This is a genomic window from Escherichia whittamii (assembly GCF_014836715.1).
Lineage (GTDB): Bacteria > Pseudomonadota > Gammaproteobacteria > Enterobacterales > Enterobacteriaceae > Escherichia > Escherichia whittamii.
Window position 1 is genome coordinate 23,846 of the sequence record NZ_JACSQI010000008.1, and the last position, 11,893, is coordinate 35,738.

Annotated in this window: 9 protein-coding genes; 8 read left to right on the forward strand and 1 reads right to left on the reverse strand. The window is 52.8% G+C overall.

Annotated elements, in window-relative coordinates:
- The first annotated feature begins 301 nt into the window (after positions 1 to 301).
- The 7 genes from mreB (at position 302) to tldD (ending at position 10,499) form a co-directional block, all read left to right on the forward strand.
- Complete coding sequence (gene mreB / locus H9644_RS13400; RefSeq protein WP_000913396.1) at positions 302 to 1,345, forward strand: rod shape-determining protein MreB; 1,044 nt, start codon at positions 302 to 304, stop codon at positions 1,343 to 1,345.
- 65 nt (positions 1,346 to 1,410) lie between these two features.
- Positions 1,411 to 2,481 carry a rod shape-determining protein MreC gene (gene mreC / locus H9644_RS13405; protein ID WP_064529483.1) on the forward strand — a complete coding sequence of 357 codons (1,071 nt, stop codon included), beginning with the start codon at positions 1,411 to 1,413 and terminating at the stop codon, positions 2,479 to 2,481.
- The gene (mreD, locus tag H9644_RS13410) at positions 2,481 to 2,969 is read left to right on the forward strand and encodes a rod shape-determining protein MreD (protein WP_191774936.1); all 489 of its coding nucleotides are present in this window, start codon (positions 2,481 to 2,483) and stop codon (positions 2,967 to 2,969) included. Before mreC ends, mreD begins: the two co-directional genes overlap by 1 nt.
- A gap of 8 nt (positions 2,970 to 2,977) precedes the next feature.
- Positions 2,978 to 3,571 carry a nucleoside triphosphate pyrophosphatase YhdE gene (gene yhdE / locus H9644_RS13415; RefSeq protein WP_064529485.1) on the forward strand — a complete coding sequence of 198 codons (594 nt, stop codon included), beginning with the start codon at positions 2,978 to 2,980 and terminating at the stop codon, positions 3,569 to 3,571.
- The gene (gene rng / locus H9644_RS13420) at positions 3,561 to 5,030 is read left to right on the forward strand and encodes a ribonuclease G (RefSeq protein ID WP_064529486.1); all 1,470 of its coding nucleotides are present in this window, start codon (positions 3,561 to 3,563) and stop codon (positions 5,028 to 5,030) included. The genes yhdE and rng overlap by 11 nt, the downstream gene beginning before the upstream one ends.
- A gap of 67 nt (positions 5,031 to 5,097) precedes the next feature.
- Positions 5,098 to 8,898 carry an AsmA2 domain-containing protein YhdP gene (gene yhdP / locus H9644_RS13425; protein WP_191774938.1) on the forward strand — a complete coding sequence of 1,267 codons (3,801 nt, stop codon included), beginning with the start codon at positions 5,098 to 5,100 and terminating at the stop codon, positions 8,896 to 8,898.
- A gap of 155 nt (positions 8,899 to 9,053) precedes the next feature.
- On the forward strand, positions 9,054 to 10,499 hold the full coding sequence (tldD, locus tag H9644_RS13430; protein WP_191774940.1) for a metalloprotease TldD: 1,446 nt from the start codon (positions 9,054 to 9,056) through the stop codon (positions 10,497 to 10,499).
- Positions 10,500 to 10,572: 73 nt separating this feature from the next.
- On the opposite strand, the gene aaeR is transcribed toward tldD, so the two are convergent.
- Positions 10,573 to 11,502, reverse strand: coding sequence for an HTH-type transcriptional activator AaeR (gene aaeR, locus H9644_RS13435; RefSeq protein ID WP_191774943.1), 930 nt, complete (start codon positions 11,500 to 11,502; stop codon positions 10,573 to 10,575).
- Positions 11,503 to 11,684: 182 nt separating this feature from the next.
- On the opposite strand from aaeR, the gene aaeX reads away from it, so the two are divergent.
- A complete protein-coding gene (gene aaeX, locus H9644_RS13440; RefSeq protein WP_000051841.1) occupies positions 11,685 to 11,888 on the forward strand; it encodes a p-hydroxybenzoic acid efflux pump operon protein AaeX in 204 nt (67 codons plus the stop codon).
- Positions 11,889 to 11,893: the final 5 nt, after the last annotated feature.

Sequence of the window (11,893 nt, forward strand, 5' to 3'; positions counted from 1 at the left end):
CCGTTTGATCCGTTTTCACGTAGAATAACGCGCGCTGCGTCTCGTGGGAGTGTGCTTATCTGCTCGCCAGATTGTTGCAGCACATATGCAGATGAATGACCTTACGCAGTTGCAAACAGGCGAGGAATGCTGTTGACGCATTTAGCCTTATCTGGACTCAGGCAGAGATTTGTAACAAAGGAAACGAACTGCACTAATTTTCACCGTAGCAGATGATTTTTGCGCCTTGTCGCTGCTGCGTGTGGTTGGTAAAGTAAGCGGATTTTCTTTTCCGCCCCAGCTTTCAGGATTATCCCTTAGTATGTTGAAAAAATTTCGTGGCATGTTTTCCAATGACTTGTCCATTGACTTGGGTACTGCGAATACCCTCATTTATGTAAAAGGACAAGGCATCGTATTGAATGAGCCTTCCGTTGTGGCCATTCGTCAGGATCGTGCCGGTTCACCAAAAAGCGTGGCTGCAGTTGGTCATGATGCGAAGCAGATGCTGGGCCGTACGCCGGGCAATATTGCTGCTATTCGCCCAATGAAAGATGGCGTAATTGCTGACTTCTTCGTGACTGAAAAAATGCTCCAGCACTTCATTAAGCAAGTGCACAGCAACAGCTTTATGCGCCCAAGCCCGCGCGTTCTGGTCTGTGTGCCGGTTGGCGCAACCCAGGTTGAACGCCGCGCAATCCGTGAATCCGCGCAGGGCGCAGGCGCCCGTGAAGTGTTCCTGATTGAAGAGCCGATGGCTGCGGCAATTGGCGCCGGTCTGCCGGTTTCTGAAGCGACTGGTTCCATGGTGGTTGATATCGGCGGTGGTACTACTGAAGTTGCCGTAATCTCGTTGAATGGCGTGGTTTACTCCTCTTCTGTACGCATCGGCGGCGACCGCTTTGACGAAGCCATTATCAACTATGTTCGTCGTAACTACGGTTCCTTGATCGGTGAAGCGACAGCAGAGCGTATTAAACACGAAATCGGTTCGGCTTATCCGGGCGATGAAGTGCGTGAAATTGAAGTTCGTGGTCGTAACCTGGCTGAAGGCGTTCCACGTGGCTTTACGCTGAACTCCAACGAAATTCTCGAAGCGCTGCAAGAGCCGCTGACCGGCATCGTTAGCGCAGTGATGGTTGCGCTGGAGCAGTGTCCGCCGGAACTGGCTTCCGACATTTCTGAGCGCGGAATGGTGCTCACTGGCGGTGGCGCATTGCTGCGTAACCTTGACCGTTTATTAATGGAAGAAACCGGCATTCCAGTCGTTGTTGCTGAAGATCCGCTGACCTGTGTGGCGCGCGGTGGCGGCAAGGCGCTGGAAATGATCGACATGCACGGCGGCGACCTGTTCAGCGAAGAGTAATCGGATGCAGGCAGGGGAAGCATCTGTTCATCCTGCCTGGTCTGATACGAGAATACGCATAACTTATGAAGCCAATTTTTAGCCGTGGCCCGTCGCTACAGATTCGCCTTATTCTGGCGGTGCTGGTGGCGCTCGGCATTATTATTGCCGACAGCCGCCTGGGGACTTTCAGCCAAATCCGTACCTATATGGATACCGCTGTCAGTCCTTTCTACTTTATTTCCAATGCTCCTCGTGAATTGCTGGATGGCGTATCGCAGACGCTGGCCTCGCGTGACCAACTAGAACTTGAAAACCGGGCGTTACGTCAGGAGTTGCTGCTGAAAAACAGCGATCTGCTGATGTTGGGACAATATAAACAGGAGAACGCGCGCTTGCGTGAGCTTCTGGGGTCTCCGCTGCGTCAGGACGAGCAGAAGATGGTGACCCAGGTTATCTCCACCGTTAACGATCCATACAGCGATCAGGTTGTTATCGACAAAGGCAGTGTCAACGGTGTTTACGAAGGCCAGCCAGTCATTAGCGATAAAGGTGTGGTCGGCCAGGTGGTGGCGGTCGCAAAAATGACCAGCCGCGTACTGCTGATCTGCGACGCGACCCATGCGCTGCCGATTCAGGTGCTGCGTAACGATATCCGCGTTATCGCGGCGGGTAATGGGTGTACGGATGATTTACAGCTTGAGCACCTGCCAGCGAATACTGATATTCGTGTTGGTGATGTATTGGTGACTTCAGGTCTGGGCGGTCGTTTCCCGGAAGGTTATCCGGTGGCGGTTGTCTCTTCCGTGAAACTCGATACCCAGCGCGCATATACCGTGATTCAGGCGCGTCCGACTGCGGGACTGCAACGTTTACGTTATCTGCTTCTGTTGTGGGGGGCGGATCGTAATGGGGCCAACCCGATGACGCCGGAAGAGGTGCATCGCGTTGCTAATGAACGCCTGATGCAAATGATGCCGCAGGTGTTGCCTTCGCCAGATGCAATGGGGCCAAAACTGCCTGAACCGGCAACGGGTATTACCCAGCCAGGCCCGCAGCAACCTGCAACGGGTACTGCCGCTGACCGCTCTCCACAAAGGGCTACGCCGCCGCAAAGTGGTACTCAACCACCTGCGCGTACGCCAGGAGGGCAATAGTGGCGAGCTATCGTAGCCAGGGGCGCTGGGTTATCTGGCTCTCTTTCCTCATTGCATTATTACTGCAAATTATGCCCTGGCCGGATAATCTTATTGTTTTCCGGCCTAACTGGGTTTTGCTCATCTTATTGTATTGGAGCCTCGCCTTGCCCCATCGCGTAAATGTGGGCACAGGTTTTTTGATGGGTGCCATACTGGATCTGATCAGTGGCTCCACGCTCGGTGTACGGGCGTTGTCGATGAGTATCATTGCTTATCTGGTCGCGCTGAAATTCCAGCTTTTCCGTAATCTGGCATTGTGGCAGCAAGCGCTGGTCGTCATGTTGCTTTCGTTGGTTGTGGATATTATTGTTTTCTGGGCAGAGTTTTTAGTGATCAACGTCTCTTTCAGACCGGAAGTGTTCTGGAGTAGTGTAGTCAATGGCGTGCTCTGGCCGTGGATTTTCATGCTGATGCGCAAAATTCGTCAGCAGTTTGCAGTGCAATAAAGGTTTCTATGACTTCTCTGTATTTAGCTTCCGGTTCTCCGCGTCGGCAGGAGTTACTTGCGCAACTTGGCGTTTCCTTTGAACGTATCGTTACGGGCATTGAGGAGCAACGTTTTCCGCAGGAGAGCGCGCAGCAATACGTTGTGCGTCTGGCGCGCGAGAAAGCTCAGGCGGGCGTCGCGCAAGCCGCGCAGGATCTCCCGGTGCTGGGTGCAGATACCATTGTGATTCTGAACGGCGAAGTACTGGAGAAACCGCGCGATGCAGGTCATGCGGTACAGATGTTGCGCAAATTATCGGGGCAGACCCATCAGGTAATGACAGCTGTGGCACTGGCCGACAGTCAGTACATTCTCGATTGTCTGGTGGTGACCGATGTGACTTTCAGAACGTTAACAGATGAAGATATCGCGGGCTATGTCGCCAGCGGTGAACCGTTAGATAAAGCAGGTGCATACGGTATTCAGGGGCTTGGTGGTTGTTTTGTCAGGAAGATAAATGGCAGCTATCACGCCGTAGTCGGCTTACCGCTGGTTGAAACGTGTGAATTATTGAGTAATTTTAACGCACTGCGTGAGAAAAGGGATAAACATGACGGCTGAATTGTTGGTAAACGTAACGCCTTCGGAAACACGAGTGGCGTATATTGATGGCGGTATTCTGCAGGAAATTCATATTGAACGTGAGGCGCGACGCGGAATAGTAGGCAATATCTACAAGGGTCGTGTAAGTCGTGTACTTCCGGGTATGCAGGCGGCTTTTGTAGATATTGGGCTGGATAAAGCTGCGTTTCTACACGCTTCTGACATCATGCCGCACACCGAATGTGTGGCGGGGGAAGAACAAAAGCAGTTCACGGTGCGCGACATTTCGGAACTGGTCCGGCAGGGGCAAGATCTGATGGTGCAGGTGGTGAAAGATCCTCTGGGTACTAAAGGCGCGCGCCTGACCACGGACATCACGCTGCCTTCCCGTTACCTGGTATTTATGCCAGGAGCGTCACACGTAGGGGTTTCCCAACGCATTGAAAGTGAATCCGAACGTGATCGCCTGAAAAAAGTGGTCGCCGAGTATTGCGACGAGCAGGGCGGATTTATCATCCGTACTGCGGCAGAAGGCGTAGGCGAAGCTGAACTCGCCTCCGATGCCGCTTATCTGAAGCGTGTCTGGACCAAAGTCATGGAGCGTAAAAAGCGCCCACAGACGCGTTATCAACTGTATGGTGAACTGGCGCTGGCGCAGCGTGTGCTGCGTGATTTTGCCGATGCCGAGCTGGATCGCATTCGCGTTGACTCACGCCTGACTTACGAAGCATTACTTGAGTTCACTTCGGAATACATCCCCGAGATGACCAGCAAGCTGGAGCATTACACGGGGCGCCAGCCGATTTTCGATCTCTTTGATGTCGAAAACGAGATTCAGCGGGCGCTGGAACGCAAAGTTGAGTTGAAGTCTGGCGGTTATCTGATTATCGACCAGACCGAAGCGATGACCACCGTGGATATCAATACTGGGGCGTTTGTCGGTCATCGCAATCTGGACGACACCATCTTCAATACCAATATTGAGGCGACGCAGGCCATTGCTCGCCAGCTACGGTTGCGTAACCTGGGCGGGATTATCATTATTGATTTCATCGACATGAATAATGAAGATCACCGTCGTCGGGTACTGCATTCGCTGGAGCAGGCGTTGAGCAAAGACCGGGTGAAAACCAGCGTTAACGGCTTTTCGGCGCTGGGGCTGGTGGAAATGACGCGTAAACGCACCCGCGAAAGCATTGAACATGTACTGTGTAACGAATGCCCAACTTGCCACGGCCGCGGAACGGTGAAAACCGTGGAAACGGTATGCTATGAAATTATGCGTGAGATTGTTCGCGTACACCATGCTTACGACTCCGACCGTTTCCTGGTCTATGCTTCTCCAGCGGTTGCTGAAGCGTTGAAAGGCGAAGAGTCGCACTCGCTGGCAGAAGTAGAAATTTTTGTGGGTAAGCAGGTTAAAGTACAAATCGAACCGCTCTACAACCAGGAGCAGTTTGACGTCGTCATGATGTAAACAAATGCTGGGCCGCCATCCGGCAAAGGTTTTTTGAGTCACATTTTTAGCAGACAAGGAGTGACGGGTGAGGCGATTGCCGGGGATTTTACTGCTTACTGGAGCCGCGCTCGTTGTGATCACCGCGCTGCTGGTCAGCGGCCTGCGTATTGCTTTGCCGCACCTTGATGCCTGGCGTCCAGAAATCCTCAAGAAAATTGAATCCGCTACCGGCATGCCGGTGGAAGCCAGTCAGCTTTCCGCCAGCTGGCAGAATTTTGGCCCCACGCTTGAAGCTCACGACATTCGTGCGGAGCTGAAAGATGGTGGCGAGTTTTCCGTCAAGCGCTTCACTCTCGCGCTGGATGTCTGGCAGAGCCTGCTGCATATGCGCTGGCAGTTTCGCGATCTTACTTTCTGGCAATTACGTTTTCGCACCAATACGCCCATCACAAGTAGCGGCGGCAACGACAGCCTTGAAGCCAGCCGTATCAGCGATCTTTTTCTCCATCAATTCGATCACTTCGATCTCCGCGATAGTGAAGTCAGCTTTCTGACGCCATCCGGTCAACGCGCGGAACTGGCGATCCCACAACTCACCTGGCTTAATGACCCGCGTCGTCACCGCGCGGAAGGCCAGGTAAGTCTCTCCAGCCTGACCGGGCAGCACGGCGTGATGCAAGTTCGCATGGATTTGCGTGATGATGAAGGGTTGTTAAGTAACGGTCGCGTCTGGCTACAGGCTGATGATATTGACCTGAAGCCGTGGCTGGGCAAATGGATGCAGGACAACATTGCACTGGAAACGGCGCAATTCTCCCTTGAAGGCTGGATGACGATCGACAAAGGCGATGTGACCGGCGGCGACGTCTGGCTGAAACAGGGCGGTGCCAGCTGGTTGGGCGAGAAGCAAATGCATTCACTGTCGGTCGATAATCTCACCGCACACATTACGCGTGAACATCCTGGCTGGCAGTTTTCTATTCCCGATACCCGTATCACGATGGATGGCAAACGCTGGCCGAGTGGGGCATTGACGCTTGCCTGGATGCCGGAACAGGACGTTGGTGGAAAGAATAATACACGCAGTGATGAACTGCGGATCCGTGCCAGCAATCTGGAACTGGCGGGGCTGGAAGGCGTACGTCCGCTGGCAGCGAAGCTTTCTCCTGCGCTGGGAGACATCTGGCGGTCAACACAACCGCGCGGCAAAATTAACACGCTGGCGCTGGATATCCCGCTTCAGGCGGCTGAAAAGACCCGTTTTCAGGCATCGTGGAGCGATCTGGCCTGGAAACAATGGAAATTATTGCCAGGTGCGGAACACTTCTCCGGGACGCTTTCCGGTAGCGTCGAGAATGGTTTGCTTACCGTGTCGATGAAAAAGGCAAAGATGCCTTACGAAACCGTTTTCCGCGCACCGTTGGAAATTGCTGACGGTAAGGCGACCCTAAGCTGGCTGAATAACGACAAAGGTTTCCAGCTTGATGGCCGCAACATTGATGTTAAAGCCAAAGCTGTCCATGCACGCGGCGGTTTCCGTTACCTGCAACCGGCTAATGATGAACCCTGGCTGGGCATTCTGGCTGGTATCAGTACCGATGATGGTTCACAGGCGTGGCGCTATTTCCCGGAAAATCTGATGGGGAAAGAGTTAGTCGATTACTTAAGTGGCGCAATTCAGGGCGGTGAAGCGGATAACGCGACGCTGGTTTATGGCGGCAATCCGCATCTTTTCCCCTACAAACACAACGAAGGTCAGTTTGAGGTGCTGGTGCCGCTGCGTAACGCGAAGTTTGCCTTCCAGCCAGACTGGCCAGCGTTAACTAATCTTGATATTGAACTGGACTTCATAAACGACGGTTTATGGATGAAAACCGATGGCGTCAATCTGGGCGGCGTGCGCGCGAGTAATCTCACCGCAGTGATCCCTGACTACTCGAAAGAAAAATTGCTGATTGATGCTGACATTAAAGGTCCGGGCAAAGCTGTTGGTCCTTACTTTGATGAGACGCCGCTGAAAGACTCTCTGGGGGCAACCCTGCAAGAACTCCAGCTCGACGGCGATGTGAATGCTCGCTTACATCTCGATATTCCACTGAACGGCGAACTGGTTACAGCGAAAGGCGACGTGACGCTGCGTAATAACAGTCTGTTTATCAAACCACTTGATAGCACACTGAAAAATTTGAGCGGCAAATTCAGCTTTATCAATGGCGATCTGCAAAGCGAACCACTGACAGCAAGCTGGTTTAATCAGCCACTGAACGTAGATTTTTCTACCAAAGAAGGGGCAAAAGCCTACCAGGTTGCGGTGAATCTCAACGGTAACTGGCAACCGGCGAAAACTGGCGTTCTGCCTGAAGCGGTGAATGAAGCGTTAAGCGGCAGCGTGGCCTGGGATGGTAAAGTGGGCATTGAACTGCCTTATCATGCTGGCGCAACGTATAACGTAGAACTAAACGGTGATCTGAAGAATGTGAGTAGTCACTTACCTTCGCCGTTAGCCAAACCCGCTGGCGAACCGCTACCAGTTAATATTAAGGTCGATGGCAACCTCAATAGCTTTGAATTAACCGGACAGGCTGGCGCGGATAACCATTTCAACAGCCGCTGGTTGCTCGGTCAAAAGCTGACGCTCGATCGCGCTATCTGGGCGGCAGACAGTAAAACGCTTCCACCGTTACCGGAACAAAGTGGTGTTGAGTTAAATATGCCACCGATGGATGGTGCCGAGTGGCTGGCACTTTTCCAGAAAGGCGCGACGGATAAAGTCGGTAGTGCGGTGAGTTTTCCCCAGCACATTACGTTGCGTACGCCCGCGTTGTCGTTGGGAAATCAGCAATGGAATAACCTGAGTATTGTTTCGCAACCGATGGCAAATGGCACTCAGATCGAGGCGCAAGGACGTGAAATCAACGCTACGCTGGCAATGCGCAATAACGCGCCGTGGCTGGCGACTATTAAATATCTCTATTACAACCCCAGCGTGGCGAAAACCAGTGGTGACTCCACGCCGTCGTCACCTTTCCCGACAACGGAGCACATTAGCTTCCGTGGCTGGCCGGATGTGCAAATACGTTGCGCAGAATGTTGGTTCTGGGGGCAAAAACTCGGTCGCATCGACAGCGATATCACCATTTCCGGCGATACATTAACGCTGGCTAACGGGCTTATTGATACCGGCTTTTCACGGCTTTCTGCCGATGGCGAGTGGGTCAACAATCCGGGTAACGAACGCACCTCGCTGAAAGGAAAACTACGCGGGCAGAAAATTGATGCCGCTGCTGAATTTTTTGGTGTCACGACGCCAATACGCCAGTCGTCATTTAATGTGGATTACGATTTACACTGGCGTAAAGCGCCATGGCAGCCGGATGAGGCAACGTTGAATGGCATCATCCATACTCAACTGGGCAAAGGTGAAATTACCGACATCAGCACCGGACACGCCGGGCAATTGCTGCGCTTATTGAGCGTCGATGCTCTGATGCGTAAGCTGCGCTTTGATTTCAGGGATACCTTTGGCGAAGGTTTCTATTTTGACTCTATTCGCAGCACGGCGTGGATTAAAGACGGTGTTATGCACACTGATGACACGCTGGTGGATGGCCTGGAAGCGGATATCGCCATGAAAGGGTCGGTGAATCTGGTACGCCGCGATCTGAATATGGAGGCGGTTGTCGCACCAGAAATTTCTGCAACGGTGGGTGTGGCCGCGGCCTTTGCGGTTAACCCCATTGTTGGCGCGGCAGTTTTTGCCGCCAGTAAAGTGCTGGGGCCGCTGTGGAGCAAAGTCTCCATTTTGCGCTATCACATTTCTGGTCCGCTGGACGATCCGCAAATCAACGAAGTATTGCGCCAACCGCGTAAAGAAAAAGCGCAATGATTTGACGATGGCGCGTAATTGCCCCAATCTCAGTAGAGAGTCATTGCCAAATGCTAATGAGCCGGAACATAACCGTAGGCCGGATAAGGCGTTTGCGCCACATCCGGCAGCCGTAAAAAATCCTCTACCGAAGTAACTAACGAGTAACAAAAACGATGAGTTTGAACCTGGTAAGTGAACAATTGCTAGCGGCGAACGGCCTGAAACATCAGGACTTGTTCGCGATCCTCGGTCAACTGACCGAACGTCGCCTTGATTATGGCGATCTCTATTTTCAGTCGAGCTATCACGAATCCTGGGTTTTAGAAGACCGCATTATCAAAGATGGTTCTTACAACATCGATCAGGGCGTTGGTGTGCGTGCAATCAGCGGTGAAAAAACCGGTTTTGCTTACGCTGACCAAATCAGCCTGCTGGCGCTGGAACAGAGCGCACAAGCGGCGCGTACCATTGTCCGTGACAGTGGCGATGGCAAAGTACAGACGCTGGGCGCGGTAGAGCATAGCCCGCTGTATACCTCGCTTGATCCGCTGCAAAGCATGAGTCGCGAGGATAAACTGGATATTTTACGCCGGGTCGATAAAGTTGCCCGCGAAGCCGACAAGCGCGTACAGGAAGTGACTGCCAGCCTCAGTGGCGTCTATGAATTAATTTTGGTTGCAGCGACTGACGGCACCCTGGCGGCAGATGTGCGCCCACTGGTGCGCCTTTCCGTGAGCGTTCTGGTCGAAGAAGACGGTAAACGCGAACGCGGTGCCAGTGGCGGCGGCGGTCGTTTTGGTTATGAATTTTTCCTTGCCGATCTTGACGGTGAAGTCCGTGCGGATGCGTGGGCGAAAGAAGCCGTGCGCATGGCGCTGGTCAACCTTTCTGCCGTTGCTGCACCTGCGGGCACCATGCCGGTGGTTCTCGGCGCAGGCTGGCCAGGTGTGCTGTTGCATGAAGCGGTGGGCCATGGTCTGGAAGGCGACTTTAACCGCCGTGGCACTTCGGTCTTCAGTGGCCAGGTCGGCGAACTGGTCGCATCTGAACTGTGTACGGTAGTGGATGATGGCACGATGGTTGATCGCCGTGGTTCAGTGGCGATTGATGACGAAGGTACACCGGGGCAGTACAACGTGCTGATTGAAAACGGGATCCTGAAAGGCTACATGCAGGATAAACTTAACGCGCGCTTAATGGGTATGACGCCGACTGGTAATGGTCGCCGTGAATCCTACGCTCACCTGCCCATGCCGCGTATGACCAACACCTATATGTTACCAGGTAAATCGACGCCGCAGGAAATCATTGAATCCGTTGAGTATGGCATTTATGCGCCGAACTTTGGTGGCGGTCAGGTGGATATCACCTCCGGCAAATTTGTCTTCTCCACCTCAGAAGCGTATCTGATTGAAAACGGTAAAGTAACGAAGCCGGTGAAAGGTGCAACGTTGATTGGTTCCGGTATCGAAACCATGCAGCAGATTTCGATGGTGGGCAACGATCTGAAACTGGATAACGGCGTGGGTGTTTGCGGTAAAGAAGGGCAGAGTTTGCCCGTTGGCGTGGGTCAGCCGACGCTGAAAGTTGATAACCTGACCGTTGGCGGTATCGCGTAATCTATCCAGGCCGATAAGCGTCGCATCAGGCATTGGTTGCCGGATGCGGCGCTTACCGGCCTACGCACATGAATTACTGCTCTTTCCCGCGCCCGTGCATCTCCTGAAACAACTTACCGACCTCGACAAAATAATCCGTCAGTGAGTTGATCACGACCTGCACCTTCAGTGGCAGCTTATCTTTTTCGGTATACAAGGCATAAACCGGGCGTGGATCCGACTGATAACGCGGCAGCAGGATTTCCAGCTCCCCACGATTGATCTCATTGATCACCCACATCAGCGGTACATACGCGATCCCGGCGCCTGCCGTTAACCAGCGCACCAGCGTCATCGGATCGTTAGTAACAAACCGTCCCTGCGGGATAAGGCGAGTCGAGATCCCTTCTGGCGCGATCAGTTCAAATTCATTGTCCGGACGCACACTGTATTCCAGCCACGAATGACTACTTAAATCGGCGGGTTTTTCCGGTACGCCATACTGTGTGAGATAGCTTTTAGCAGCGCACACCACCATCGGCATCGCCCCCAGGCGGCGGGAAAACAGGCTGGAATCCTGCAACGCTCCTACGCGGATCACCACATCCAGACCGTCGGCAATCAGGTCGGGTGCAGGAATTCCGGTAACCAGATTGACGCTTAAACCTGGGTACTCTTTCAACATTTTTGCCGTCAGCCCGGCGAGAACATTTTGAGCCATAGTTGAAGAACAGCCAATGCGCAGCGTCCCGATAGGCGTGTTATTGAAGGCGTACAACTGCTCATGAACATCCCGCACTTCATGGAGCATCCGACGACAGCCCTGGTAGTAAATTCTACCTGCTTCGGTCAGACCAATGCTGCGCGTGCTGCGGTTTAGCAGCTTCACCTGCAGCTCATCTTCCAGTTTAGACACCGTCTGACTGATGGATGATACGCTCATTTGAAGCTGTCTGGCGGCGGCGGTAAACGAACCAAATTCAACCACTTTGGCGAAAACCGACATGCGTTTTAGTCGTTCCATTATTCACTCTGACTTAAAAGTGATTTAGATCACATAATATAGATAACAGCATAACAGTTACGCTAATATATTAAATATCAATCTACAGCAATGTTGCTCTCGCCCGGCTTTCCATGCCCTTCTCTGCGGCGACAGATGCTGAAAATAACAACACCTGCTCTCTCTATACAACCAAGGTCAACATGAGTCTGTTTCCCGTTATCGTGGTGTTTGGGCTGTCCTTCCCACCGATATTTTTCGAATTGCTTTTATCACTGGCGATTTTCTGGCTGGTGCGCCGGGTCCTTGTGCCAACAGGTATCTACGATTTTGTCTGGCATCCGGCGCTGTTCAACACCGCGCTCTATTGCTGTTTGTTTTATTTGATATCGCGACTGTTCGTTTGAGGTTG

Coding starts and splice junctions, on each gene's coding strand:
- aaeR (WP_191774943.1), bottom strand. CDS start 11,502: ATGGAACGACTAAAACGCATGTCGGTTTTCGCCAAAGTGGTTGAATTT.
- mreC (WP_064529483.1), top strand. CDS start 1,411: ATGAAGCCAATTTTTAGCCGTGGCCCGTCGCTACAGATTCGCCTTATT.
- yhdE (WP_064529485.1), top strand. CDS start 2,978: ATGACTTCTCTGTATTTAGCTTCCGGTTCTCCGCGTCGGCAGGAGTTA.
- aaeX (WP_000051841.1), top strand. CDS start 11,685: ATGAGTCTGTTTCCCGTTATCGTGGTGTTTGGGCTGTCCTTCCCACCG.
- mreB (WP_000913396.1), top strand. CDS start 302: ATGTTGAAAAAATTTCGTGGCATGTTTTCCAATGACTTGTCCATTGAC.
- tldD (WP_191774940.1), top strand. CDS start 9,054: ATGAGTTTGAACCTGGTAAGTGAACAATTGCTAGCGGCGAACGGCCTG.
- rng (WP_064529486.1), top strand. CDS start 3,561: ATGACGGCTGAATTGTTGGTAAACGTAACGCCTTCGGAAACACGAGTG.